Origin of the sequence: Bradyrhizobium sp. SPXBL-04, from assembly GCF_051853035.1 — a bacterium.
In the GTDB taxonomy this organism is placed as follows: domain Bacteria; phylum Pseudomonadota; class Alphaproteobacteria; order Rhizobiales; family Xanthobacteraceae; genus Bradyrhizobium; species Bradyrhizobium zhanjiangense.
In genome coordinates this window covers 7,591,269-7,616,604 of sequence record NZ_CP182472.1, presented here as the reverse complement: position 1 = coordinate 7,616,604, position 25,336 = coordinate 7,591,269, and the positions used below count along the sequence as shown (strand labels likewise).

Below are 25,336 nucleotides of genomic sequence, written 5' to 3'. Positions count from 1 at the left end.
GAATGCCGCCTATATTAAAGAGGTCACTCTCAGCCGCTTTCGACCGGGCAGTCGTGCCCCCCGGGGGAACCAGGGTTCCTGGGGATCGCCCGATATCCCGCCGGAAGCACAGGAAATGCGGATCACGCCACGCCGCCGTCACAACGCTTTAAGGCCATGCTCAACAGTCTGGATCTCGAAGGCCGTCCTGAGGACACCAGGGTCGTCATTGCCATGTCGGGCGGTGTCGATTCCTCGACGACGGCTGCGCTGCTCAAGGCTGAGGGCTACGACGTCGTCGGCATCACACTCCAGCTCTACGACCATGGTGCGGCGACCCATCGCAAGGGCGCCTGCTGCGCCGGCCAGGACATCCACGACGCCCGCGACGTCGCGGCCAAGCTCGGCATTCCCCATTACGTGCTCGACTACGAGGACCGTTTTCGCGAGTCCGTCATCGACAACTTTGCCGACTCTTACGCGCTCGGTGAGACGCCGGTGCCGTGCATCGAGTGCAACCGTTCGGTCAAGTTCCGCGATCTCCTGAAGACCGCGCGCGAGCTCGGCGCCACCGCGCTCGCCACCGGCCATTACGTCGCCTCGCGTCGCCTGAATGACGGCTCGCGCGCGCTGGTGTGCGCCGCCGACGCCGATCGTGATCAGAGCTATTTCCTGTTCGCGACCACGCGCGAGCAGCTCGACTTCCTGCGCTTTCCCTTGGGCGACATGACCAAGCCGCAGACGCGCGAGCTCGCGCGCCGCTTTGGGCTCGCGGTCGCCGACAAGCACGACAGCCAGGACATCTGCTTCGTGCCGACGGGACGCTACACCGACATCATCACGCGCCTGCGGCCGAACGCGATGGATCCCGGCGACATCGTCGATCTCGACGGACGCGTGCTCGGCCAGCACAACGGCATCGCCAATTTCACCGTCGGCCAGCGCCGCGGCCTCGGCATTGCGGCGACCGCGCCGCTGTTCGTAGTGCGGCTTGAAGCCGCCAATCGCCGCGTCGTGGTCGGTCCGCGCGATGCCCTGAAGATGCACCGCATCGTGCTGCGCGACGTCAACTGGATCGGCGACGGTGACATTGACCGCGCCATCGGCGGCGGCCTCGAAATGTTCGTGCGCGTGCGCTCGACCCGCAGCCCCCAGCCCGCGTGGCTGCGCGGCGGCAATGGTCATTACGAGGTCGAGCTCGTCGCCGGCGAAGAGGGCGTCTCGCCGGGCCAGGCCTGCGTGTTCTACGATGCGCCTGGCGGCCAGGCGCGCGTGCTCGGCGGCGGCTTCATTCAGAGCGCCGCAGCGAAGGTCGGTACGAGCACGGCAAGGCCGCTCGCGGAAGCCGTGCGCGGCTAATCATGACGAAATTGGATCGCACTGCCGCGGCACCGGAAGTGCGCCCCCTCTCCCGCTTGCGGGAGAGGGTTGGGGAGAGGGCTCTCTCCACACGCGATATCTCGCGGGCGGATAGAACCCTCACCCGGCGCTACGCGCCGACCTCTCCCGCAAGCGGGAGAGGCTCAGACCGCGCGCGGGGCGACTTTTGAATCCACCAACACGCATCACACACTAGAAGCGCGCAAGGGCAGGGGGCATGGCAGCAGACATCTCGCGGGCCGGGGTCGAGAAGGCCTATGGCCGCTGGGCGCCGGTCTATGATCTCGTGTTCGGCAAGGTGTTCGACGCCGGACGGCAGTCGACCATCGCGGAGGCCGACCGCATCGGCGGCCGCATCCTCGACGTCGGCGTCGGCACCGGGCTATCGCTCTCGGACTATGCGCGCACCACGAAAATCTGCGGCGTCGACATCTCCGAGCCGATGTTGCGCAAGGCACAGGCGCGCGTGCGCGCGCTGCGGCTCTCCAATGTCGAAGTGCTCTCGGTGATGGACGCGAAAAACCTCGCCTTCCCCGAAAACTTCTTCGACGCGGTGGTCGCGCAATATGTCATCACCGCGGTGCCCGATCCCGAAGGCACGCTCGACGAGTTCGTGCGCGTGCTCAAGCACGGCGGTGAGCTGATCCTCGTCAATCACATCGGCGCCGAGACGGGCCCGCGAAAACTGTTCGAGCTCGCCTTCGCACCCGTAGCCCGCCGCCTCGGCTGGCGCCCGGAATTCCCGTGGGCCCGCCTCGCCAATTGGGCCGCAAAACACGGCGGCGTCACGCTAGCCGAGCGCCGACCGATGCCGCCGATGGGGCATTTTTCCCTGATCCGCTACCGCAAATCGTGATCGTGATTGGACTGGCGCGCAGCCAGCCAGGCCGGCAGTGCGCCCCCTCTCCCGCTTGCGGGAGAGGGTAGGGGAGAGGGCTCTCTCCACCAGCGATATCTCTCGCGCGGATAAAGCTTTCACCACCCCGTCATTGCGAGCCAACGGATCCGCGCGAAGCGCGGCCCGATGACAGGCTCCGCGAAGCAATCCAGACTGTCTCCGCGGAAAAACCCTGGATTGCTTCGCTGCGCTCGCAATGACGGGGGAATACTTCAGGGATCGTCCGATCACATCGCGCTTGGCCCGGGAACGGGCCCCACGCCCAGCGCGTTTCCTTCCCATGCGCACGACATCAAACATCATCCTAGCGGGCTTCCTGATCGCCGCCTCCGGCAACGCGATCGCGCAGGCCCCGCCCGCCCCGGCGACGCCGCCGCAACAGACCGCGCCACCGTCTCCGCAACATCCGACCAATTGCACAGCCCAGGACCGTCTGAACCGCCAGCCTGACGGCACCACCACCGGCCAGGCCCGGGAACCGCTCGGCGACAAGTTGGCCAAATCCGAGGGCGTGCTCTGCCCGCCCGCCGGCATCGACCCCGAGATGCACGCGCCCGCGCCCGACACCGGCGCCAACACCCCGGTGATCCCACCCCCGGGCAGCCCCGGCGGCGATCCGAACGTGCGGCCGAAATAGGCTGATTCTTCGCCCCCTTTCTTCGCCTCTCCCGCCCGCGGGGAGAGGCTGGAATTCCGCGCAAAAGCGCGGATTCCGGGTGAGGGGGACTCTCCACAGGTCTGGTGTCGGAATGGGCCGGTCCGTGGCTGAATTCACCCAGCTAATCGACCGGGCTTTGCTTGACTTCCCGCCGCCCCCTTCCTTATATGCCGCGCGTTCGCGAGATCGGCCGTTTCGGCCACCGCGAGCCCTGTGGCGGGGTAGCTCAGCTGGTTAGAGCACGGGAATCATAATCCTGGGGTCGGGGGTTCGAGTCCCTCCCCCGCTACCAGATCCAGCGTAACCCATTGATTTTCCAGCGTTGGCCGATCGATGTTTCGACTCGAGGGATGTCTCCTTGATACATCCGAGCTGGTCGCCGATCAATTCTTTACCGTGCCGTGCGGTTCGTTGCGGTGCCGGGGAGATGTACAATAAAGCCCAAGTTCTTACTTGGTTGGGATTTCCTCTCTTACTCGATACCTGCGCGGAAGGCACTCGCACACCGCGGCGCGTTTTCGCCCGATTAACGTCACAACCCACTCGAGCGCCGCAGGCGGTACTCGCATCCGAGCTAGGCGCAGAGCATTGAAGACTGCATCGGCAGTTCCGTCGTGTCCCAATTCCGCGAACACAGCGCTGTGGGACAGCACATCAAGGGAGTTGCCGACGGTCAGACGCGGATATCGCTCGCGAGTCAATCGCGTGGCCTTCCGCTCGTCGATCAGGGTGATTGCTCCTTTCTCAATGCCGTAAGCGATGGTCGCGGCTTCGCCATCGTCGAGGGTCGCATCACCCCGACCGATCACTAAATCCTCGAAATGAGACTCGGTAAGATCAGCAAGTTTTGCGACCGAGATCAGGCCCGATCCAACAAGCTCAGCAACTAACCGTCCATCCTGACGGCCATTACGGTGGTCTTCCAGGAGTTCTCCCTGCACAACGTCGGTAATAATGAACGGATTCGAGATAGCTTTTAGAATGCGCGGCCCGTAGGCCGTGGCATTCAGATTGATCACGGTACTCGCATCGACAACAACCGGTGCCGTGGGGTCAATCAGGCATGACAGCCCCATCGGCTTCGCTCCCTTCCAGTTCCAGGCCGTCGAACATGCGCCGCAATTCGACACGGTCCAAGTGGAGCATGCGAGCGAGTTGGCCCTCGCTCAGCATTCCACGGCGCCAGGCTTCCCCCGCGAGGAGAGCAAGCCGAAGCGTCGTCGGCCTGTCCGCATCCGCCTTATGGATGTCGGGACTCGTCAGGTCGCCCAATACTTGGACGACCTGCTGATCACTGATGCCTCCGTTCGCTAGAAACCAATCCCACGTGCCGGACTTCGCCAGCTTGAGCTCTTCTAGTCGCCTGACAATCGCTTCGCGAGAGACGCCAAAGAAATGGGCGAGAACGATGACATGCCGCCGGGTCAGTTTTTCCGATCCGACAGTGACTTCCTTGAACTTTTGCATGACCGCACGAGCGGGGGTCATAAATGCTCTGCCGAAGGTGTTGGCGTAACGCTCCTCGCGGGAGTTCTCGGTTAGGCCCTCTTCCAACACCTCGGGTTCTCGCCGCGTAGAAACCAGATGGCCAAGTTCGTGCGCCGCCGTTTGAGCGCGGCGATCACGAGGGTGATTGCCATTGAGAAGGATGCAGGCACCGAGAGCCTCATCGTATGCAAATATGCCGGAGATCCCGCCATCGATGCGCCGAATGTAGACGCGTACTCCGAGTTCAAGCTCCAGTAGCGTTACGATGTCGGAGATGGGACTTAAGCCCAGTCCGAGCCGCTGCCGCAATTCAAGAGCGTCCTGCTCCGCTTGTGCCCGAACGTCACCTGGAAGGATCTGTCGTTCCGGTGGATAGTTGCGCAGTGGTTGAACGCCAAGAAGTTGCTCCAATTCTGCTTCAGCTCGGGCGAGGTCCTCCAACTGCTTAACCGCAAGTTCGACCGCATTGTCGTCCTGCTGGAACAGTTTGCGGAATTTCGGAACAAGGTCAGTGTGGATCGCCTCCTGACGCATTAACTCGTTGATCGACATCCGATAAAGATGCGCGAGCTTGCGCAATTCGTCGATTCGTACCCGCCGCTGCCCTTGTTCGATTGCAACCAAAGTGGTCCGCGAAAGGCCAACCGACTCTGCCGCATCGGCCTGCTTGAGCTTCATGCGGTCGCGTGCTTCTCGGAGGCGCTCGCCGACCTCCGTTGGCGGCATAGTGTCAAGCAGACTGGTCATTGTCCGCCCACTGCGCAACGAATGACTGCGGTCCCAAGGAGTTCATATAGCTATTCCATTCTTTTTTGTGTTGGGAGAGCAGCCGTTCCAGTTTTGGAGCGATGGCCGCTTCCGGTTCGCCGAGAGAACGTGCCAGTTGAAATACCGCAAGACTGAGCGGACGTTCAGCCGCGCGAGATTGCTTCAAGTGCGCCAGATGATCGAGATGTAGCGTGCCGGCGATAGCATACTGCTTCTGAGTGCGCGTCCTCTTATTGTATCCCACAGCGATGCCTGCATCGAACGTCGGCGCAGAGAGGTTTTCCCAGACATACGTCTCTGCGGGTTCCGCGAGACCAGCCGCATGAACGCTCAGTCGGCGCAGCATGCAGGCCGCGCAAATACCACACTGGCGTCGGTGATTATTGACCGACACATGGCGATTATCCTGCCAGCACGATCGCGTCTTCCACCACTCATCATTCCTGCTATGGCTCAATTCAATGTACGCTTTCAGCGTTTCACCTTTGGTGAACCATAGGCGCGGGAACACAAATTCGATGTCAGCGCCAAGAAGCGCTTTGAAAAATTCCGTCATCTGCTTCATGAAGCGCGGATGGTTGCGATAGTCTTCGTACGCCTGACCGACTGGGACAAGCGCTGGACCGAGCGCGCCTTGCCCGCTCTCCGGCACAATGACCTTGCCCGCTTTGGCAAAGTAAGCGGCCGATCCGCTTAGTACAGCAAATTTAAAGCCGCGAGACCGGGCGCTTGATTCGACAAAGCGGGATTCAACGGGCTTCACCTGATATGGCAGCGCCATGAAAGGTTGCTTGCGACCAGACGAATCCTTTGGCTGGTCTTTCGTTTTGGCCCCGAGGCGGACGCGGATCAACCTGCTCCCGTATTCTTCTGCCATTAACGCACCTACCGCCCGGGAATCGAGTCCTTCGCTGAAGGGAATGACAGCTTCAGCGCCCGCATCCAGATGGAATAGCTCCTGCATTGGTGCGGCAGTCGGCTTCTTACGGTTCGTGAACGTAATTTTCCATCGATCGCCCGTCAGAAGCTCAAGTGCTTCATGCAGAGTGTTAGACACAATTTTCTGCTGCCAAACCCGGGGATCATGGACGGGCAGACACAGTTCAAAGGCGCGGCCCCAGCGTAGGGCCGGCCGGCGCTCTATTCGATCACAGAATTCGACCGACGCGGCCAATAGCATCAGGTCGAAGATGACCGGCTCCCACTTCGCAAAAAAATACGCTGCAAGATTATGCGTCTTAAAGATAAGATTGGTTTCGATCTCGCAAGAAACCCGGCCTGCGCGGGCGCGACCGCCGGCTTCATGCACATCGACTTGGACCGTAGGTAGTTCATCGTTGCTCATGGTAGGCTCACGCCGTCTTCAAGCCCTTGCTTCTTGATGGATTGCGGCTGAGCGGCGGTTTCCAGACCGGATAAACGACGTGCAAGGCTCGCAATCGGAGCGCTCGCGACAGCGTGCTCCATGCGGCTTCTAACGCGGGTCGCGGTGGCTGCGGGATTTTGCTTGCGCAGATAATGCTCTTCTACCTGTCGGGGACCTCGCGCCGCGCGGTCGTGCAACGCGCTTTCGACGCCGTCACAAACCGCATCGTCGCCGCGCTTTCCATTCGCCATTGATTGCACGACGTGATCGACGATCAGGCGCCGCATTGGGGATCCGGCGGAAAGGTCCCGTCGCGCAGCTTGCAGTTCGTTTGACTTATCTTGGCCGAACAAGTCGATCTGCCGGGCATCGCCCAAAATCAATCGGATAGCGCGGACGACTTCGGTGCAGCCCTCGTCGCGCCACGTCTCTTCCAAGGCCGGGATGACCCGACTGGCAACCTCATCAGGCTCAAAAGCAGCTTTATGCGCCCATTCCGCGAACTTCTTCCAGGCGGGCGTCATGTTCAGGCTTTTGTACGGACCATCACTCACGGCGATTCTCCATGTCAAAAAAATATATAGAAAGTCTGACAATGTCAAATCCAAAAAGCATCTATCTAAAATTGAGCCGATATATCGCACTATCTGTGCGCAGGGGCGCATTCTGATCTCAACGAAGAGAGACCCCGTACGGGACCTCGCTCGCGCCCGCCATCGTCCTGACCGAGCGAAAGGGTCAAAGCGTTCTCATGAAGGTTTTAGCTGCGAGGGATGAAGCATCTCCGTTCGTAGCTCCCCGTTGTGTGCTCTCCGGTGCTGAAAGACCAGTGTACAGTGCGAGCGTGCTTTACCCACGAGGAGAGAAATGGATCCGGAAACCATTAAGGCTGGCGCAATCGCTATCAATCTCGTCGTTGAAGCCTTCAAGGCGTTGAAGGCGATGCTGCCCAAAACCGAAGAACATGATCGCCGTCTGCAACAGGACGTAGTTGTCGCGATCCGGTCGCTGTACTTCACGCCCAGCGGCATCCTTAGCTTGTTACGGCAAGTGGTCGACGGCGACGAATTGTCCGATAAACGGATCCAGCAAGCCCTTAACGACTTCAACGATCGGGAATGGGAAATCGCTCGTGCGCTCCGTCGCATCGAGCGAACGCGGCTGCACCGCGAGTTGGGCCTTAGTTTAAGCACGCTCCGTGCGCTGGACGTTCTTGGCTCCGGAAAGGCCGGGTTGCGCCATGCCGTCCAACAAGAAGTCAACCTTTACGGCCAACACGGTGTGAAACCGAACAAGACCGCCGCCAAGCGCTTAATGGCCGCTATCCAGAGGCTGAACGCGCAAATCGAGGACATCGACGGTGTCGTAAATAGCCGTGCCCGAAGCGGTCCAGCCAGAAAGACGCCCTCTCCGAAGAAGAACAAGCCTGTAAAGAAGCCGGCGCCGAAGAAGAAGGCCCGAAAAGCTTCAACCCCATGACCAAGGCAAAGAACGAGGCGATCATTCCATTCGAATCATGACACGCGAGTTCGTAGCTTTGTTCTGAATGGCGTGCCATCGCATGATCATTTTCCAGAAGCTACCTTTGCCCGCAATCAGTGCGCCACCGTAAGCGGCTAGAGTGGTGCCGAAGAGGCACCTGCCTCGATGCACGAGGACGCGGCGCACACAAGCGCCGCATTCAGCAAGTAGGGCAGGAGGGACGCTTTATCGCGCACGGCTACTGCTGCGGCAGGTCGGCTATCACCTCTCCAATCAACTTGTTTATTGGAGAAGCATTCTTGAAGTATTTTAGGCTGTAGTTTCTTGCAGCCCTCTTTTCTACGCGGGAGCCGCACGCGGAAGCCCAGGCTAACCAATCGGAAGTGCCGTCCTTCAGATGAGTCTCGCGAAGCTCAGTGAGACCAAAGCGCTGGTCCGCTATCTCGAGAACCTTAGCCTTGGTGATTGGCGTTGCCCATGGGTGAGTGTAGAGCGAATGAGCGATGTCGCTCGCCTGCTTAGTCGCCAGTAAACTCTCTTCGAGGATTACGCCTAGCCAGAAGAGCTGGAATTCAGGAATTATCTTACTTTCGGCCACAAACTTGGCGATAATCGCTGAGAGCGAGGCCTTGTCGCGGACGAACTTGGTGAACTGATAGATGCTTTTTGCAAGGTGAGGAAAGTCACGGAGCAGATCCTCAAACCTCGCAACAACATCCGCAGAGTGATTTCCCATCAGCGCGAGAACAAGCTCCGCATCTTCTTCCTCCAGGTGTGGCCGCGCGAGCAGCTCTCGCAGAAGGTCTGTTTCTTTCTTGGTGAGGTTTCTGAGTTCCTCATCGACGTCGCCTTCATCTTCGTCGTACCCGCGCCTCACCACCCTCCGTCGTTTCCTGAGGAGTCCTTTCTTTACCCCATCGAGGGTGCGATCAATCTCGTCGTCTCCCTTCAAAAATAGTCGCGTCTTGGATGGATTGACCGATAGGCCTTTTGCGCTCAGCGCTTCTTGCACATGATAAAAGTCACTGAGCAGGGTCTCCTTGTCATTTGCAAAGAGTACAAAGTCGTCCATGAAACGAATTAGCACGTCAGATTGTAGTCGTCCCGACTGCTGCACAAACTCTAGAAACGCATTGCCCATCATCTTCGCGGGGTAGAGACCCTGTGGTAGGCAATCGATACTTCGGCCCGAACTGATCTCTCTCAGGAAGCTGCCTAATGCGCTGACATCTTCGGATGACGCCCCGATTCGTTCGAACCAGTGGACGAGATCATGGTGATAGATGGAATTGAAGTATGAGGCGACGTCGAACGAGATGCTGTGCGTATAGGTCTTCCTGTATTGGCTCGTTGCACCCTTGAATCCCCGATAAGAGAGGGTGGCCTCGGTCGGTTCGCCCGCTTCGAAATTGTAGCCGAATGTCTCGCGCTTCTTGTCAGTTGGGCGGCGAAAAAAGCGGCGATTGCGATACAAAAGGTCGTAGAGGAACATTTCGGCGACTGGATCGAGCTTGAAGGTACGCCGAAGGTGTCCGCCTTGCTTCATCGCAAACACGCGCTTTTGTGGCAGAAAGTGGTCCGAGTTCGATTTGGCGTACTCGACGAACTTCTCGAACGCGGCCTCGCCCAAGACTTTGTTGGTACGCAATGGGAATAGCGTTTTGCCTAGATCATTCAGAAAGAAGGATTTCCCGCTGAAGGGCAGCTTTGGCGGTAGCGGAGGAGCGGAACGGGGCGGCGGTAGCTTAGGCTGGCTGGCGGGGGCCTTTGATGGCTTCTTCATAATGGCGACTCAGCTCGGCAGGATCAACCAACTGCCTGAGTTTAGAGCCTAGGTCGCCCAACCACTCAAGAGCTATCGCGGCTTCGCGCGACGTACTCCTTCGCCCGTCTTGTCACTCGCGAAGGTGAACTCGATATCGCATTCGACTTCGAGATATTGCCTCAGCGTCTGCAGCACGGCCTTGCGGCGCGGATCGATTCGATTGGATGGCTCGGCCGTCTCGAACGTTGCGATGGCCTTCCGCGACACGCCAGCCTTCTGCCCCAGTTCGGCCTGACTCCATCCGAGCAGCGCGCGCGCTGCTCGAAGCAGGGAAGGGGTGAGCAGGTGGTCGTCCATCGCGGCGCTGTTTATGTGATGCAGAATCTATCAGTTCTTTGGCTAGGCCTCCGAATGGAGCGAGCTAAGACCGACTAAGTGAATGGTTAGACTTTTACCTTTCCTTGTTAACTGACCGTTAAGGTTAACGAAAATTTTTGGGTTTTCGGGGACAATTTGTCCCCAAACCCGAAAAACTGTGCTACACCGCCCCTCAGGAAACTGACCGGGGACGATGTCCGATGGTGGATTACGAGAAGCATCTGCGTAGCGCCGCTTGGCGGCAGATTCGCCAGCGTGCGATTGCGGCCGCCGGCCATCGCTGCGTGCTCTGCGCGGCGACCGAGCAGCTCGAGGCGCACCATCGCACCTACGACAACCTCGGAGACGAGCGCGATGGCGACCTCACGGTGCTGTGCCACGAGTGCCACGAGGTGGTGACCAGCATGCTGCGCGCCCGTCGTTACGCGGCCAAGCTGGCCTCGTACGCCAACATCGTCCGCAGCATCGCCGAGACGGCACCGCTCTTCGATCCCACCGAGGGGGAGATCTGATCATGGCGGTGGAGATGATCACGCTGCGTCTGGTCGGCGTCGGCCCCATGTTGATGCACTCCAGCAGGCTCGCCGACCCGTTCGACCCCACCGCGCGGGCGCTCAAAAAGCTCACGAGGAAGCAGCATAAAACCGACGCCGACCATCATCGGATTGCGGAGCTCGAGTGGCACGGATCGCTGTGGCTTCACGAAGGCCAGCCGTGTCTGCCGCCGTCCGCAATCAAGGGTGCGCTCGTCAACGGCGCCAAGACGGTCCGCAAGGGCAAGGCGACCAAGGCGGCCTTCGTCGCCGAGGGCCCCGCGATGCTCGAGTACGATGGCCCGAAGACGGTCGAAGAGCTCTGGCAGGACCCGCGCTTCCGCCACCGCGAGATTGTGCGTGTCGACGACTCGCGGGTGGCGCGCACGCGTCCGTGCTTCGACGGCTGGAGCGCGGCCGTACGCGGCTCGTTCATCACCACCATTGTTAACCGGGAGGACGTCGTGAGCTACTTCCGCATGGCGGGTCCCTTCGGCATCGGCGACCACCGTCCCGACTTCGGTCGCTTCCTGATCGAGGAGTCGCAGCTCGAATAGTCTTGGCATGGCTCGACACCGCGAGGCTAGGCGTGGTCCGGCACGGCGTGACGTGACGGGGCGTGTCCCGGCGAGGCAGGGCAGGGTCCGCCAAGGACCCTCCCTCGCCTAATCTCTTACTAACTCCGCATTTTGACATCACGCGCGGCCTTCCGCGCGAACGACGGAGCTTTCCCGATGAACGAACGCGCAGGCATGTGCGGCGAGGGCATGCCCCCGGTGCTCTTCTACTGGCGGACCAAGACCGCCGAATCCTTCGACGAGCATGCGCGCGCCGAGGTGGCCACCTTCGTCGCCGGCGTCTCCGCGACTATGCCCGAATGGCGGGCGGCGATCCGCGGCGATGCCGCCGCGGCAATCGGCCTCGTCGTCGGCCGCCGGATCCCCGGACGCATCAGCCTGCGCGTCGATCTCAGCATGACGGTGTTGCTGGCCTGCGCCTTCTTCGATCCCGCCGCGGCGATGGTGCTGTCGCACACGCTCGCCCGCATGCCGATCGAGCCGCGCGAGCGCACGCGCCTCTCGGCATCCTGGTCGATGCACAAGATCTGGCTCGGCAGCCGCCGTGGCGGCGCCCGTGTTCCCAAGACGCCGCCCCGGCTGACGGGAGATGGGTCGTGATGGTGCAGCCGACGAGCGACCTGCATGCCGATTTTTCCGCCTTGAGCGCGTCCTTGATCGTCGTCGCCAGCGACAACGAGCAGGACTTCGCCGCGGCGCTTGGCTACCCGAACGAACGCCTCGGGTCCGATCCTCTCATCGCGGTCTAGACATGAACGAGACCACGAGCATGCCGAGTGTCATTGGACCCCATGACGGCGATACGCACCGCCCGGTGTCCTTCGTTGGCACCGACATTGGACCCATCGAGCGGCGGGCGTACGGGCAGGCTTGGCGCGATGCGTTGCGCTTCAGGCGGGACCTCGCCGCCGACGCCGATCGGCCGCATATCGCCCGGTCGCGCGGGTTCGCCGGTCTGGTGCGCCCCGCGGCGGATGTCGATGACGACACAGGATTCGAGGAGAATGCGAGTCGGGAGGGATGCCCCCCAAGCCCGACGCGAACTGCCGTGGCGCTGCTGCTTGCCCGCGCCTTCGACGCCGCGCCGGGCGCTGCGCGGGACTTGGTCTCCGGTGGCGCTCCCGTTGTCGTCGACGTCGCCGACGGCGCGATGCTCGACGCGCTCAAAGGCGGGTGGCGCGGGATTTTCTTCGATGATGCGTTGCGTATGATCGACCTGACCAGGACCGCTCCCGGCCGTCGCGACGGCCTTGACGGCGCCTATATCGTGCTGAAGGAGCCGCTCAAAGGCGTCGCGAAACAGCGGCTGGAGCGCGTCGCCGCCGACATGTGCGCCTATGCGTTGCCCTTCGTGGCGTTCTCGTCCAACGGGAGCGCCTGCCTTCCGAAAGTGCTGAACGAAGCGGCCCGGCACCGGATCGAGTTGCCCATGCTCGATCCCGCGACGGTGTCGCGCACCATCCGCGCCGTGACCGGCGTCAGGACGGCGGTCGATGTGCCGGCGGAGACGATGCGCGATGTCGGTGTAGGCGACCTCGCAGCGGCGGTTCGCTTCGACCGGACGCCGGAAGAGTGCGTCGATGAGCTGCGCCGTCTCGCCGCCTCGAAGAAGGCCGAACGGCCCTCGAGGGGACTGGTGCTCTCCGAGATCCACGGCATGGCTGGTGCGCGCGCCTGGGCTGACGATGCGATCGCCGATCTCGCCGCCTGGCGGCGCGGCGAGATCCCCTGGGATGCGGTCTCGAGCGCCGTGATGCTCGCCGGGCCACCCGGCGTCGGCAAGACGCTATTCGCAGAGGCGTTCGCGCGTAGCGCGTCAGGCGAGGATTCGAAATCGGGGATGCCGCTGATCGTCTGCTCGTATTATTCCTGGCAGGCAGAGGGGCATTTGGGCGATTTCCTGGCAGCCATGCGCCGCGACTTCGCTTCCGCTAGGGCGCAGGCGCCCTGCGTGATGCTGATCGAGGAATGCGACAGCTTCGTCGACCGTCGTGCGGTCAAGCACTCGCACTCAGACTATGTCAGGAATTGCATCAACGCGCTGCTTGAGGAGGTTGATGGTGTGCGCCGGCGGGAGGGCGTTTTCCTGATCGGCTGCACCAACGAGGTCGAGGCTTGCGATCCCGCGCTGCTACGCGCGGGCCGCTTTGAGAACGTGGTGCGTATCGGGCTGCCCGATCCGGACGAACTCGCGAAGATCTTCCGGGTGCGGCTGAAGGGCGATCTCGTCGGCGTCGACATCTCCGCCGTCGTGGCGTCGGCGGCCGGCATGACCGGTGCCGACGCGGAGCGCGCAGTCAAGGACGCGCGCCGTGTAGCACGGCGCGAGAACCGGGGCCTACGGCTCGACGACCTCCATCGCGCCGTCGTCGGCGACGACAACCTCTCCGACGAACAACGCTGGCGGACGTCGGTCCACGAAGCAGGACATGCTCTGGTCGACGTGCTGCCAACACCACGCGCACAGGCCGGCGACTTGGGATGTCGATGCGCACGGGGATGCCTGTGTTCGACGGCACCGCGACCGATTATCACTACAGAATCGAGGTTCTGCTCGCCGGCCGCGCCGCCGAGGAAATCCTGCTTGGAGAGGCGTCGCACGGCGCCCAGGACGATCTTGCGGAGGCGACGAGGCTGAGCTGCGCGATGTTGGGCGGACTGGGGCTGTCAGGGCCGTCGCCCTTGACGCATCTTGGCGACTTGCACCGAGCTGAGGAGTTTCTCCGCTACGCCGACATCCGCGCAGCGGTCGGCGTCGAGCTCGCCGAGGCGGATCGCACCAGCCGCGAACTGCTGGAGGCCCACCGGACAGTGTTGATCGCGGCCGCGCGCCACCTGTTGGAGCGGGGAAGCCTCATCGGCGCCGACATCGCAGCCTTGCTCCAGGCACAGTGCTCCGCAGCTGCGAACATGGAGGAAGTCGGGGGCAAATGCGATGCGCCATCGTCGGGCGGGCCGGGCGGCACCGTGATCACGTTTCCGCAGCGAGATCCCGATTGAAGTTGTGAGCGAGCGACCTGGAAGTTCATCCCGGCCGGACCGCCAGCGGTCACTGCACCTGGGTCGCGGGTTGCTATGGCAAGTTCGTCGGAGTCCTGCCTTCGGGCGGATCAGCGGGCTGAAGGGGGCAGTTACCCCCAGACGTCGATGTCCCCATGCGTCCGCACGAGAGGCCGATGGGTTCAATTGGCGGCAGTGACATCAGGGCCGATATCCAGCAAGGTCACGTTTTGGCGTGATGCTTGATCCGCCGATGCAGGGCCTCCACGACGCGATCGGTGTCGTCCCTGTCGGTTCGCGTCTGAACTCCGCGGGCCGGCACTATTTCAAGGAGCCGTCGCGCTTGGCGAGCGCCATCAAGATGCCCTCGATGATGATCGGATGCATTTTTGTCTCCTCCCTGTCCGCACATTCGCGAAGCCGCCTGTACAGCGGGCGTTCGAGATAGACGCTCATCTGCTTAGACCTTTCTTTGAGCGTCCGCGCAGTGCGAACTTCTTGCCGAGACCTGATTTTTTCCGGGCTTTGATTGGTAGCACCCGTCCCGGGAAGGCTATCTTCATCGACATGCCGCTTTCCCTCGTGCTCGGCAGCGTTCGCACTGTCATCTCCGTGCGATGACCAGGCGCCGCGCTTCTCAGCCGTGTGGTGCTCCTTGTTCGGCAACGGCGCCAAATTGGTCAATTTCCGGAAGACATCAATGTTTCTGTCACGCTTCGCCATACAAATCCCACTTATCCTCTGATCCTCTGATCCTTCGATCCTGTGATCCTGTGATCCTGTGATCCTGTGATCCTGTGATCCTGTGATCCTGTGATCCTGTGATCCTGTGATATTCTGCCATCGGTTTGCTAATATAAAGGCCAGCACTCCAGCTTCAATTCGAGTAAAAGTCGAACGAATATGCCAACAATCTCTCACGGGATCGGGAACGACAGGTTGTGCTTCCCTCATTGAGTGATCGCCGAACGGCAGCGCTCGCTCGTGTCTTGATCCGATGATCGGCACTTGCGAAGGAGCCGAATCTACTTGCGAACAGCTTTTTGTCGTCGCGGAGGTGAACTGCCGCGATAACTGCCGCCCGTGATGCCGCCGATCTGCACCGCAAGCAGGTCGTTCGACGCCGGTGCGGCGCCGCGAAAGGGCAGATCGGCCGTTCCTCCTGCCGGGAAGGTGACGATGAGGCGAAGGATGGGCAGGTCGGCGTCGTCGCGGCACTTTACGTGAACCTCAGTAGGTACGCTCGTGCACCGCGAGTTGCGGCTGTCATACTTGCCGCGCATCTTCGCGACGACTGCCGTGAATACAGCTAAGGTCGCATTTCTCCTGGGCGTCGCGTTCATTGTCGGTAGGTATCTCACCGAAATGGAAGTGCCTCATAAGGTTGCCGCTGCGATCGATATCCTCCTCGCCGTTGTAGCGCGCCAACAGGTCGGAAAGCGCGGCCTCCGCGCGAGCGTCGAATTTATCGCTGGGGTCGATGACGATCGGCGAACCTGGCACGTCGAGGCCGTCGGGATCCCGGAGTACGCGAATGAAGTGCTTCTCCAGGTGGGACAAAGGTCAGAAATTCGAATTCGAAAGCATGGTGCCCGTCGCCGACGCCGGCAGCCTCAAGATCGGCGCGGTAGCGGTTAGCCATGGTGCGACCGACCAGCTGCCCGTTGTCCGTGATGATCAGACTTACCGGACTACCCGATCGCGCGTCGTCCTGACACCAGCCTTCAATACGATTGCGATCGGCGCGAACGTAGCCTACCGCTAGGGCGGTAGGATGCAGAGCCTCAAGCACGATGGGAGAACCCGGCAGCTCTGATCCAGCTGATGTATGGGCGCTTAGGACGTGGCGCTTGCTTGGTGACAGGCTAAGGTGAATTCGAATCCATGATGGCCGCGACCGATGCCGGCATCCTTCAGGTCGGCGCGAAACCGGTCTGCCAAGGCGCTCCCCAGAACGCCGTCGGCGTCGGATATGACGACTGAGACAGCCGCTCCGGGCTCTTCAGAGTCTTGTGCCCACCCGCGCAACCGGATGTTGTCAATAAAATCGATCGAGCCCCGGATCATATTCTGGCGCGTGTCCCGCTGGAGAGCTTGGTGTTGGTCGGACGGCAGGCGATGAATTCAAGGCCACAGTGCAGAAAAAATCAAATTGCCGGATCGTCGATGACTCTATGCGGCCTGGCAGACGCTAACGGCGGCATTTCGGGGAGCGGCTGCGCCTGCGGCCGTGAGACCTTGCGCCGTGGACGGTGATTCCGTTGGCGCTCATGCTAGACCGCCCGCTGTTTCCACCAAGGGGCTTTAGGGGCAGATGCGTTGCCGAGTGCACCTTGATCCCCTCAAGATCGGATCTCGCGACCCCTCCCTGGTCTTGCCAGTTAATCGAGCGTCGGTCGAAAAAAGTCTTTTATTTTCAGTCATTTACTCTTGAGCGCCTTTGCGCGTGACGAATTTGCACCGAATAGAACAGCGTTAGGGAACGATGTGATGAAGATTTCGAAACGATTGATTCGGCTTTGGTAACGCTGTGACCGGGACCGATCGCACGGTATCTCGCGGTAGGTTGCCGTTCGCTGCAAGATTCAAGAGCGGTGCGATGGAAAAGGCTCACGCCATTCCTGCGGCAACCGGAGGTGCCACGTCATCATTAATCGATTACGGGGGCTGACGAGCCTTGCGCACCTGGCGCGAAGCCGACCGGGAGCTCCCGCTCGCATCGACGCTGGGCGTCTTCGCCAAGCTGCTCCGGTCTGGGCCGGGCGCGTGGTGTGCATACGGGAATTCGGATCGAAAGAGGGCGAGAGCTCCCGGCCGCCGGTCAGGGCTCGTTCTGTTCCGTCGCCGCACGTGCCGATCGACGGATGGCCGAGATGCTGCTTCTCTCCTCGATTTCCTCGAGTTGCTTTTTGGCCATGGCGAGTTGCTGCTCGATCGGATGCGGGACATCCTTGATGTCGTTCCCATACCAGGCGACTCGTCGCTTGATAAGATGAGAGGGCGCGACGTCCAGGTCGAAGCTTCCAGCAAGAGTACATGCCTTAGCCTCGCCCAGCAGCAGTTTCATATTTGCAAAGAATTGATGGCGGAGAGTATTCAGCGAATAGCGAAAGTGCTGTTTGGGATACAGGACTGTGCAGGCCCTGTACAGCAGCTGGGCGCATTCTGCTCGTCGCGGCTGCCACTTGCCTTCGAGTGCCCAGGCTCGTGACCGTTCGACCATCCGCCGCACTGCTTCGAGCGTAGGCTTGCGAAACTTCCTGAGGTCGAGTGTTCGATATGGATGATCGAAATGAGGCGCGTGGGTCACGCCGGGCCTGAAAACGTGCAACCAGGCGCGGACATTACCATGCTCCGACAGATCTTCCGTGAGCTGAGCGTAGGGCCATTCGTTGGGTGCGAGCCCCGTGCTAATCCCCGCGATCAGCCAGTCGTCCAGCCAATCCACCGCTGCCGAGCGCGACATTTGTCGGATGGATGTGCGGATCTCATCGTAATGGAGGAATTCAATCCGCGTCGCGCTGGCGGCCTGGATGCCGTCGCCGCGATCTACTACCTTTGCCTTGTAGCCTTGGCGTCGGCCGTCCTCTGACAGCATGGCGATCGCGGCGCCCTGATCGTCATTGGCAAGCCCCTGGATTGCCAGCAAGGCTGCGGCGCGATTGCGGCGCCAGGTCCCGGCTTTCCAGCCGGGGCGGAATGCGAGCAGCCACCTGGCAAATTCGCGGGGATCGATCTTCGTCTTGTCGAGGTGCAGATCGTGTTCGCGCTTGTAGCGCGCGATCAGATGATCGGCGCGCAGCCTATCCTTTGCCGGCTCCGGGATGGCGCGTAACTCTGGCTTGGCGTCCCCGTCTTCGGGCAACTCCGTGGAGCAGACCTGCTCTTTTGCTTTCGCGCGCTCTCGGTATTTGCGCTTTGATGCCGTCGCCGTGTCCATCGCCCCCAGAACTTGCCGCAGCAGCTCGAAATCGGGCGGAACGGGCGTCGTGCCAACTCTGTCGCTCATCCCCTCGCCTTCGGAGGCGGGTAAGGGCTCCGGCCCGGACTCCATCGCGGCGTCAGCAGCAACGTCAAGCACGTCGCCGGGCTCGATGCCGCCGGTGGCCTGTCCGCTGGATCCTTCCGCCACGATGGCCTGCGAGGGAGTACCATCGCTCATCACCCTGGCTCCCGTGATGGGTAAGGACTGCAGCGCAAACTCCATCGCGGCGTCAGCAGCAACGTCGAGGGTGTCGCCGGGCTCGACGACGCCGGCGGCATGCCCGCTGGTTCCGTCCGCCACGTTGGCCTGCGAGGAAGCACCAGGTGCCCGGGTGTCAAGCCCGGTGGGAATCATACGCTTTTCCCCGGCCAGTTTACGGGCCTTGAGCTCGGCACGAAGAAGCAAGACGTCCCTGGGCGGCGGCCTGCGCGCCAATTGGGACTTCGGTTTGGTCTCACTGGGTGGCGACCCCTCTTCTGTCATGGTCTCGGCCTCCTTCGTGGGGCAGCCCGTGGGGCGGCCTTTCGCTGACACCCCCCGTTACTGCGTTAGAAAGTAGCGCTGTGATCAGCAAAAGAGAACGATGGGATTTTTTGTCTTCGGGGCGCTGGTAGGCCCAAAATTTCGCGCCGGATTGCCTCAGGCCGCCGTCAAGGGTCGCAGACGAGCCGCGACCCCACCCTGGTCTTGCGCCGCGATCCACGCCCCAAAGCGATGAAAGTCATTTATAATCAATATCTTAATTTATCGCTGAAGGCGCAAACAGCGTTCTGGTATGCCCGAATGAGCTCTCGGTAACGATGTGATTGTCATTTGGACGCGTATAATTTCGGATAAGTAGCGATGAGATCAGCATTTATCGCACGGTATCTTGCCGGTAAGCCGCCGTGCGATATCCGTTCTGGTTCCCGCCTAGGCTTTGCGCCGCCGCAATAGCGGGCAGACGGATAGAAGCCACCGCACTGTGCGGTGCACCGCCAGACGCACCAATTTGCCGACAGGTGCAATAGAACTGAACCTGGGATCGTCCGCTGGCGTGTAATGTTTTGGACCGGCCCGGTCGCCTCGCCCAGCCGTGCAGGGCGGGAGGATCGGTCCGTCGGGTTTCAACTCGAGCGTTCGTTTTTGCTAGACAGGACCCCCCGGGGACGGGGTCCGCACCGGCCCCTGCGATAGTCCGCGACGACATCGAGGCCGGGGCCTTTAGCCGGTCAAGCCTTGTGCGATGCCGCTGGGGTGTGGCGTGCTGACGCGGGCGATCTTTCTGCGTGCCTTCGCGGATCTCCCGGCGATGGCGGCCGAAGGCCCTCTGAGCTACGAGGCTCTGGCCGGCTGCTTCTGGCGCATCGACGTGTTCTAGCCCAGGGCGCAATGAAGAGCGGCGGACGACGGTCGTCAAAGTATATGGCGCGGTATTCGGCCGCGTTTTGGAACAAGCCGCCGCTGCCGTCATCGACGAAGCTCTTCGATCACCGCTCCAGCGGAGACTGGCCCCGCAAGAGGGCTCATTCCGGCCTCGTCCACGCCTGCCACGGCAAAATGGCCGCTTTCCCAGAGAGAGGTCTCGAAGCGGAGCATCTTGCGGAGGCGCTGCCCTTCGGACCTATTTGCGAAGCGGCGTTATCGATCGAAGCCAGGATAGCACGCGCTCCCGCGCGGGTGTCGGCCCGCAAGATCTGCTCGACGCTGGCTTCAAGCGGTCTTTTCTCGACCACATAGCCTGACGCAACACATCGAGCGAATACTGGGACATAGCGGCCTTCGCAAAGACTGACTGGGGGAGCGTATCGGTGAACCTTGTGGCGATTGTCTGAGTTGAGCCATTTATGCCCAACGGTCTGTGGGGCGCGGCAGCTCGACGCTGGCAATTGCAGCCGATTCCGACCCAGCGCTGACTTAGCCGCAGCGAGCCCAGTCCAATGCCATTACCTTGTGCCGGGTAGTCTTGCGAGCGAATGCGTCCAATCTGGCGGCGTCTTTCGGTTGACGACGGAAAGCGCGACCTGTGCGGCGGCGATCTTCTCAGCTGCGCTGAGCTTCACGCCATGGTCAGCTGAGTCGCAATTCGCGCTTGAGGAGTTTGCCGACAGCATTGCGCGGGAGTGCTTCGCGGCGAAGCTCGATGCGCGTGGGGACCTTGAAGGCGGCCAGGCGTGAGGCCACATGCGCCTTCAGCTCGTCCGCTGTCACGGTTGCGCCAGGCTTCACCCGAACTACGGCTCCGACTTCCTCACCCAGGACGTTGTGTGGAATGCCGATGACAGCAGCATCGATAATGGCAGGGTGGCTGTACAGCACATCCTCGACCTCGACACAGTAGATGTTTTCGCCGCCCCTGATCACGATGTCCTTGGCGCGATCGAGTAGGTAGAGAAAGCCCTCTCGGTCAGTGCGCACGATGTCTCCCGTCCGCAGCCAGCCATCGGAGAATGTCGCATCCGTTGCCTTAGGATCATTCCAGTATCCCTTAACGACATTGGGCCCTCGTACCCAGAGCTCTCCTGCGGACCCAGGCGGCAGATCGGTACCATCATCACCGGCTATTCGTATGTCACACACGGCTATCGGCAATCCGATACTTTCTGGCTTCGCGACATATTCTCGGCCGACGTTTTGAGAAATTGCCGCGGAACTCTCTGTCAAGCCGTATCCATTCGTCATCGCCACGCCGGGGATATTTTGCCTTATTTGCAACAGGAGCTCGGGCGGAGTCGGCGCGCCGCCCAAGCTGATTTGCTCGAGGCTTGACAAATCGTAGCGCCCAAACGCGGGGTGCTCCAGAATTTGCCAGCCGATCGTCGGTACCCCGGTGAAGGCGTTGATCTTTTCACTCTCGATGAGCTGCATCGCACGTTCGGGATCCCAGCGATACATGAGGACCAGCTTGTTGCCGGCGGCGATGTTCGGAATCAGGGCGGCATGGCAGCCCGTCACGTGAAAGAGCGGGACGGGAAGGAGCAATGCGCGCTTGGGCGTCTTGGCAGGGTCGGGCAGGGCGCGACCAACCACGAGCTGAGCGCGAGCTCGTCCGAATGCCACGGAGACCGGGCTCGTGCAGATATTGCGGTGGGTGCCGAGGGCGCCTCGCGGCTTTCCGGTCGTGCCGGATGTGTAAAATATGGTCGCATCGTCGTCTGGAGCCACGGTCACATTTGGCAATTCGAGTGCAGGCGCCTCCGCGGGAACGATGTCGCCCCAATTGTGCAGGCCAGGGCTAAGTGGGGCCGTGTGGCGGACAACGATCGCCGCGCGCAGAGCCGGTAATGCGCCAAGGTGGGGGGCGAGTCGCTGAATCCGCTCGGCATCGGCAACAAGAGCGCAACATCCGGAGTCGGAGAGACAATATTCAAGTTCGGCGCCTGTCATCCATGCGTTAAGCGGTACCGCAATGGCACCAATTGCCACAGCGGCGAAAAAGCTGATCGACCACTCCGGGTAATTGCGCATGACAATCGCGATCCGGTCACCCTTGCGAATTCCGAAACGGTCGTGGAGCGCCTGGGCAAGTACTGTGCACCGACGAAAATGCTCGGCGAATGAGAGTTGCTCGTCCTCATAGACGAGGAAGGGCAGTTCGCCATGCCTACGGCTTGCTTCCAGGATGACACGCAGATTTTCCGGGGTGTGCTTCCAGGTGCGAGTCCTGACCCCGCGGATCACTACTTCCTGCATTTCAAACGGCGCGCCGGGCGCGGTCAGGCGCGCGATGGCTTCCAGACTCGTCAGTTCGCCCATGAGCTTCCGTCCCCGTATTTTTATCGACCAGCCCGTCTTTCGTCGGCGTCAGCATCAGGTTCTGTCGGTCAGACAGCTGTCCCTCCGCCATCAATGACCATGACCTGTCCCGTCATGAACGAACCGGCGCGACTCGAAAGGAAGACGGCTGCACCTGCGATTTCGTCCGGCTGTCCGATACGTCCCAGCGCTGCTTTCGAGGTTGCGCGCCCTAGGGTTCCGGGATCTTCCCAAAGCGCTCTCGCGAAATCAGTTTGGACGAGGCCCGGCGCGATGCAATTCACTCGAATGTTGTCGAGGCCGTGTTCAGCCGCAAGATTGCGCGCAAGTTGCATGTCGGCTGCCTTCGATATGCAATAGGCCCCGATGACCGGAGAGCCGCGCAGGCCACCTACCGAGGAAATGATGATGATGATCCCATCTTTGCGGGACTTCATCTGAGGCAACGCCATACTGATGAGCCAGTTGTTGGCGATGATGTTGTTCTCCAGAATCTTTCGGAATTGGTCGTCCTGAATTTCGGCCAAAGACCCGTAATAGGGATTAGAAGCAGCATTGCAGACGACGACGTCGATCCTGCCCCATTTCGCGGTGGTTTTGTCCACCAGATGCTGCAATTCCAGTTTCGAGGAGATATTCGCGGGTATGGCGACGGCGCGTTCGTCATTGTGGCGATCGTTGATGAGATGCGCCACGTCTTCGCAGGCACTGCGCTTCCGCGACGATATCACGACCTTGGCGCCGTGTTCGGCCATGCGCTCGGCGATGGCGCGGCCTATTCCACGGGAGGATCCAGTGATGACGGCTACTCTGCCGGTCAGGTCGAACAGTGTCATGCGTCACAGTCCCACATTCATTTGGCCCGGCGATCGATCAGGCGCCCGCCGTTTTGGCGCGCTCCCAGCCCATCTCCGCGAGGAGACCGGCGCGTTTGGCGGCCTCCGTGGCATGCGGGTTCGCGGCGGTTCCTTCTCGCACGCGAGCGGCGACGCCGGAGGCGATCGCGGAGAGGCGGAATAAGTTGTAGGCGAGATACCAATCCAGATTTGCGATCCCGCGTCGGCCGGTCTCGGCGCAGTAGATGTCGATGACTTCCTCGATGCTTGGGATGCCTAGGGCCTTGTGATCGAGACCGCCAAGTGAGGCTCGACCATCGTGCGGGACGATCCAGCTGATCAGAAGATAGGTCAGATCCGCAAGCGGATCGCCAAGGGTCGACAATTCCCAGTCGATCACGGCCAGGACGCGAGGCTCAGATGGATGGAAGATCATGTTGTCCAGGCGATAATCGCCATGAACGACGGATGTTTGCTCCTGGTGGGGAACGGTTCGCGGCAGCCATTCCATCAACCGCTCCATCGGATCGACGGACCTCGCCGCCGAGGCCCTATATTGTTTGGTCCAGCGGGCAATCTGCCGAGAGAAATAGTTGCCGGGCTTGCCGAACGCGGCCAGCCCAAGCGTCACCGGGTCGAAGCTGTGAAGCCGTGCCAGTGTCGTTATCTCGGCTCGATAGATGGCATCTCGCTCGGCCGCCGAAAGGTTTGGCAAACTGCCATTCCAGAACACTCGGCCGTCCTCCATCGACATGATGTAGAACATCGTGCCGATGACGGACTCGTCGGCGCACAGCGCATACGGTTGCGCGACCGGAAAGCCGGCTCTGCGGAGGCACGAGAGGGCCTGGAATTCACGGTCGACGGCGTGTGCGGACGGCAGCAGTCTACCCGGCGGCTTCCGCCGCAGGACGTAGGAGCGGTCCGGTGTGTCAAGCCGATAGGTCGGGTTCGATTGGCCGCCATTGAATTGCCGCACGGTCAGGGAGCCGGCGAAGTCCGTCACATGATCCCGCATCCAGGCAGCCAACGCCCTCTCGTCGATGCGGTGTCGATCGTCGACCGGCTTTGTTCCGGTGAAGTGTGCCGGGTCCAGGGATTCCATTGCGTTCACCGGAACTCGTTGTTCGCGTAGCGAGCGAATTCCATCCGCGCGATGGCGCGGTTGTGGACTTCATCCGGACCGTCGGCAATCCGCATGACGCGGATGGTCGCGTATGAGTTGGCCAACCCGAAATCGTTGGTCACCCCGGCACCGCCGTGCGCCTGGATCGCATCGTCGATCACCTTCAGCGCAACGCGGGGCGCTGCGACCTTGATCATCGCGATCTCGCGCTGCGCGACCTTGTTGCCGACCTTGTCCATCATGTCGGCGGCCTTCAGGCAGAGTAGTCGGGTCATTTCGATGTCGGTGCGCGCCTCGGCGACGCGCTGCTCCCAGACGGACTGCTCGGCCAATTTCCTGCCGAAGGCCACGCGGGAAAGCAGGCGCTTCACCATCTTTTCGAGCGCCACTTCGGCAGCTCCGATCGTGCGCATACAATGGTGAATACGGCCAGGGCCGAGCCGGCCTTGTGCGATCTCGAAGCCGCGTCCTTCTCCCAACAGCAGGTTCTCGACCGGTACCCTCACGTTATCGAGAATGATCTCGGCATGGCCATGCGGCGCATGGTCGAAACCGAATACCGGCAGCATGCGTACGATCTTCATGCCGGGCGCATCGGTTGGAACGAGGATCTGTGACTGCTGCTTATGGCGCGGCGCGGACGCATCGGTTTTACCCATGACGATGGCGACCTTACAGTGTGGATCACCCATGCCGGACGACCACCATTTGCGCCCATTGATGACGTAATGGTTGCCATCGCGCTTGATCTCCGTCTCGATGTTGGTTGCGTCGGAGGAGGCAACTGCGGGCTCGGTCATCAGAAAGGCCGAGCGAATCTGCCCGTCCATCAGGGGGCGCAACCATCGCGCCTTCTGTTCCGCAGAGCCGTAGCGATGCAAAACCTCCATATTTCCTGTGTCGGGTGCGGAGCAGTTGAACACTTCGGAGCCGAAGCCAACTTTGCCCATCTCTTCGGCGCAGAGCGCATATTCAAGGTTGCTCAATCCAGCGCCTTGGAATTCCGGCTCGTCGTGCTCGGCAGAGGGGGGCAGGAAGAGATTCCACAGGCCATTTGCCTTCGCTTTGGCCTTGAGCTCTTGAAGTACCGGAATGACCTTCCAGCGTTCGGCGCTGAAGCCTGCGACCTGTTCGTCGTAAACAGAAACAGCCGGATAGACGTGCTCGTTCATGAATCCGTGCACGCGATCGCGCCAAAGGCGCTGCCGTTCCGAGATCGAAAAGTCCATTGAGCTTTCCTCCTCATTGGCAACCCGATCTAGGCAAGGATCCTATCGAGGTGCAGCAGGTGGGGCGTTCAACGGGCGCCCAATTCGCGCAGAAGCGTCAGCGCGGAGGACAAGTGGGACGCCATCTCCGCACCCGTCACAGGTCGGAGACA

At 61.2% G+C, this 25,336-nt stretch carries 25 protein-coding genes, 1 tRNA gene and 1 pseudogene; 13 read left to right on the top strand and 14 right to left on the bottom strand.

Going from position 1 to position 25,336, the window contains the following annotated elements; all coding sequences use genetic code 11:
* The first annotated feature begins 156 nt into the window (after window positions 1–156).
* The 4 genes from mnmA (at window position 157) to ACNJX8_RS36265 (ending at window position 3,207) form a co-directional block, all read left to right on the top strand.
* Window positions 157–1,338 carry a tRNA 2-thiouridine(34) synthase MnmA gene (mnmA, locus tag ACNJX8_RS36280; RefSeq protein WP_439358611.1) on the top strand — a complete coding sequence of 394 codons (1,182 nt, stop codon included), beginning with the start codon at window positions 157–159 and terminating at the stop codon, window positions 1,336–1,338.
* Window positions 1,339–1,576: 238 nt separating this feature from the next.
* Entirely contained in the window at window positions 1,577–2,215 is a 639-nt protein-coding gene (locus ACNJX8_RS36275; protein ID WP_128937987.1) for a class I SAM-dependent methyltransferase, read from the top strand.
* A 322-nt stretch (window positions 2,216–2,537) separates the two neighbouring features.
* Window positions 2,538–2,894, top strand: a complete 357-nt coding sequence (locus ACNJX8_RS36270) for a hypothetical protein (RefSeq protein ID WP_439358610.1) — start codon at window positions 2,538–2,540, stop codon at window positions 2,892–2,894.
* A gap of 236 nt (window positions 2,895–3,130) precedes the next feature.
* Window positions 3,131–3,207: transfer RNA gene (locus tag ACNJX8_RS36265), tRNA-Met, on the top strand.
* Window positions 3,208–3,364: 157 nt separating this feature from the next.
* On the opposite strand, the gene ACNJX8_RS36260 is transcribed toward ACNJX8_RS36265, so the two are convergent.
* From ACNJX8_RS36260 to ACNJX8_RS36245, 4 genes are read right to left on the bottom strand one after another with little or no spacing between them, the layout of a single operon-like run.
* A complete protein-coding gene (locus tag ACNJX8_RS36260) occupies window positions 3,365–3,991 on the bottom strand; it encodes a hypothetical protein (RefSeq protein ID WP_439358609.1) in 627 nt (208 codons plus the stop codon).
* Window positions 3,969–5,129, bottom strand: a complete 1,161-nt coding sequence (locus tag ACNJX8_RS36255; RefSeq protein ID WP_439362030.1) for an ImmA/IrrE family metallo-endopeptidase — start codon at window positions 5,127–5,129, stop codon at window positions 3,969–3,971. Before ACNJX8_RS36255 ends, ACNJX8_RS36260 begins: the two co-directional genes overlap by 23 nt.
* A gap of 4 nt (window positions 5,130–5,133) precedes the next feature.
* Window positions 5,134–6,516, bottom strand: coding sequence for a 7-cyano-7-deazaguanine synthase (locus ACNJX8_RS36250; protein WP_439358608.1), 1,383 nt, complete (start codon window positions 6,514–6,516; stop codon window positions 5,134–5,136).
* The gene (locus ACNJX8_RS36245; RefSeq protein WP_439358607.1) at window positions 6,513–7,091 is read right to left on the bottom strand and encodes a hypothetical protein; all 579 of its coding nucleotides are present in this window, start codon (window positions 7,089–7,091) and stop codon (window positions 6,513–6,515) included. The genes ACNJX8_RS36250 and ACNJX8_RS36245 overlap by 4 nt, the downstream gene beginning before the upstream one ends.
* A gap of 313 nt (window positions 7,092–7,404) precedes the next feature.
* Between ACNJX8_RS36245 and ACNJX8_RS36240 the strand changes: the two genes are divergently transcribed.
* Window positions 7,405–8,016 (top strand): hypothetical protein, encoded by a 612-nt coding sequence (locus tag ACNJX8_RS36240; protein WP_439358606.1) that lies wholly within the window; start codon window positions 7,405–7,407, stop codon window positions 8,014–8,016.
* 241 nt (window positions 8,017–8,257) lie between these two features.
* Here ACNJX8_RS36240 and drt5 read toward each other — a convergent pair whose 3' ends face one another.
* On the bottom strand, window positions 8,258–9,802 hold the full coding sequence (gene drt5, locus ACNJX8_RS36235) for an antiviral reverse transcriptase Drt5 (protein WP_439358605.1): 1,545 nt from the start codon (window positions 9,800–9,802) through the stop codon (window positions 8,258–8,260).
* 72 nt (window positions 9,803–9,874) lie between these two features.
* The gene (locus tag ACNJX8_RS36230; RefSeq protein WP_439358604.1) at window positions 9,875–10,141 is read right to left on the bottom strand and encodes a helix-turn-helix transcriptional regulator; all 267 of its coding nucleotides are present in this window, start codon (window positions 10,139–10,141) and stop codon (window positions 9,875–9,877) included.
* Between the two features lie 221 nt (window positions 10,142–10,362).
* Between ACNJX8_RS36230 and ACNJX8_RS36225 the strand changes: the two genes are divergently transcribed.
* From ACNJX8_RS36225 to ACNJX8_RS36200, 6 genes are all read left to right on the top strand, one after another.
* Window positions 10,363–10,674 carry a hypothetical protein gene (locus tag ACNJX8_RS36225; RefSeq protein ID WP_439358603.1) on the top strand — a complete coding sequence of 104 codons (312 nt, stop codon included), beginning with the start codon at window positions 10,363–10,365 and terminating at the stop codon, window positions 10,672–10,674.
* Window positions 10,675–10,676: 2 nt separating this feature from the next.
* Entirely contained in the window at window positions 10,677–11,252 is a 576-nt protein-coding gene (locus tag ACNJX8_RS36220; protein ID WP_439358602.1) for a hypothetical protein, read from the top strand.
* Window positions 11,253–11,429: 177 nt separating this feature from the next.
* The gene (locus tag ACNJX8_RS36215; RefSeq protein ID WP_439358601.1) at window positions 11,430–11,873 is read left to right on the top strand and encodes a hypothetical protein; all 444 of its coding nucleotides are present in this window, start codon (window positions 11,430–11,432) and stop codon (window positions 11,871–11,873) included.
* Window positions 11,873–12,022, top strand: a complete 150-nt coding sequence (locus tag ACNJX8_RS36210) for a hypothetical protein (protein ID WP_439410303.1) — start codon at window positions 11,873–11,875, stop codon at window positions 12,020–12,022. Before ACNJX8_RS36215 ends, ACNJX8_RS36210 begins: the two co-directional genes overlap by 1 nt.
* 20 nt (window positions 12,023–12,042) lie before the next feature.
* On the top strand, window positions 12,043–13,911 hold the full coding sequence (locus ACNJX8_RS36205) for an AAA family ATPase (protein WP_439358599.1): 1,869 nt from the start codon (window positions 12,043–12,045) through the stop codon (window positions 13,909–13,911).
* Window positions 13,815–14,273, top strand: a complete 459-nt coding sequence (locus ACNJX8_RS36200) for a hypothetical protein (protein WP_439362029.1) — start codon at window positions 13,815–13,817, stop codon at window positions 14,271–14,273. The genes ACNJX8_RS36205 and ACNJX8_RS36200 overlap by 97 nt, the downstream gene beginning before the upstream one ends.
* A 321-nt stretch (window positions 14,274–14,594) precedes the next feature.
* Here the strand turns inward: ACNJX8_RS36200 and ACNJX8_RS36195 are convergent, their stop codons facing one another.
* Both ACNJX8_RS36195 and ACNJX8_RS36190 read right to left on the bottom strand, forming a co-directional pair.
* Complete coding sequence (locus ACNJX8_RS36195; RefSeq protein ID WP_439358598.1) at window positions 14,595–14,996, bottom strand: hypothetical protein; 402 nt, start codon at window positions 14,994–14,996, stop codon at window positions 14,595–14,597.
* 302 nt (window positions 14,997–15,298) lie between these two features.
* Window positions 15,299–15,616, bottom strand: a complete 318-nt coding sequence (locus ACNJX8_RS36190) for a hypothetical protein (protein WP_439358597.1) — start codon at window positions 15,614–15,616, stop codon at window positions 15,299–15,301.
* A 191-nt stretch (window positions 15,617–15,807) separates the two neighbouring features.
* Between ACNJX8_RS36190 and ACNJX8_RS36185 the strand changes: the two genes are divergently transcribed.
* On the top strand, window positions 15,808–16,038 hold the full coding sequence (locus ACNJX8_RS36185) for a hypothetical protein (RefSeq protein ID WP_439358596.1): 231 nt from the start codon (window positions 15,808–15,810) through the stop codon (window positions 16,036–16,038).
* Between the two features lie 1,056 nt (window positions 16,039–17,094).
* On the opposite strand, the gene ACNJX8_RS36180 is transcribed toward ACNJX8_RS36185, so the two are convergent.
* A complete protein-coding gene (locus ACNJX8_RS36180; RefSeq protein WP_439358595.1) occupies window positions 17,095–18,741 on the bottom strand; it encodes a hypothetical protein in 1,647 nt (548 codons plus the stop codon).
* Window positions 18,742–19,483: 742 nt separating this feature from the next.
* Between ACNJX8_RS36180 and ACNJX8_RS36175 the strand changes: the two genes are divergently transcribed.
* Complete coding sequence (locus ACNJX8_RS36175) at window positions 19,484–19,618, top strand: hypothetical protein (RefSeq protein WP_439358594.1); 135 nt, start codon at window positions 19,484–19,486, stop codon at window positions 19,616–19,618.
* A 107-nt stretch (window positions 19,619–19,725) separates the two neighbouring features.
* Here the strand turns inward: ACNJX8_RS36175 and ACNJX8_RS36170 are convergent.
* The 5 genes and pseudogenes from ACNJX8_RS36170 to ACNJX8_RS36150 form a co-directional block, all read right to left on the bottom strand.
* Window positions 19,726–20,011: pseudogene (locus tag ACNJX8_RS36170) on the bottom strand (ribonuclease HII); the annotation flags it as partial.
* A 296-nt stretch (window positions 20,012–20,307) separates the two neighbouring features.
* Window positions 20,308–21,993, bottom strand: a complete 1,686-nt coding sequence (locus tag ACNJX8_RS36165; protein WP_439358593.1) for a class I adenylate-forming enzyme family protein — start codon at window positions 21,991–21,993, stop codon at window positions 20,308–20,310.
* 68 nt (window positions 21,994–22,061) lie between these two features.
* Window positions 22,062–22,829, bottom strand: a complete 768-nt coding sequence (locus ACNJX8_RS36160) for an SDR family oxidoreductase (protein WP_439358592.1) — start codon at window positions 22,827–22,829, stop codon at window positions 22,062–22,064.
* Window positions 22,830–22,866: 37 nt separating this feature from the next.
* Window positions 22,867–23,934, bottom strand: coding sequence for a phosphotransferase family protein (locus ACNJX8_RS36155; protein ID WP_439358591.1), 1,068 nt, complete (start codon window positions 23,932–23,934; stop codon window positions 22,867–22,869).
* A gap of 5 nt (window positions 23,935–23,939) precedes the next feature.
* On the bottom strand, window positions 23,940–25,184 hold the full coding sequence (locus ACNJX8_RS36150; RefSeq protein WP_439358590.1) for an acyl-CoA dehydrogenase family protein: 1,245 nt from the start codon (window positions 25,182–25,184) through the stop codon (window positions 23,940–23,942).
* Window positions 25,185–25,336: the final 152 nt, after the last annotated feature.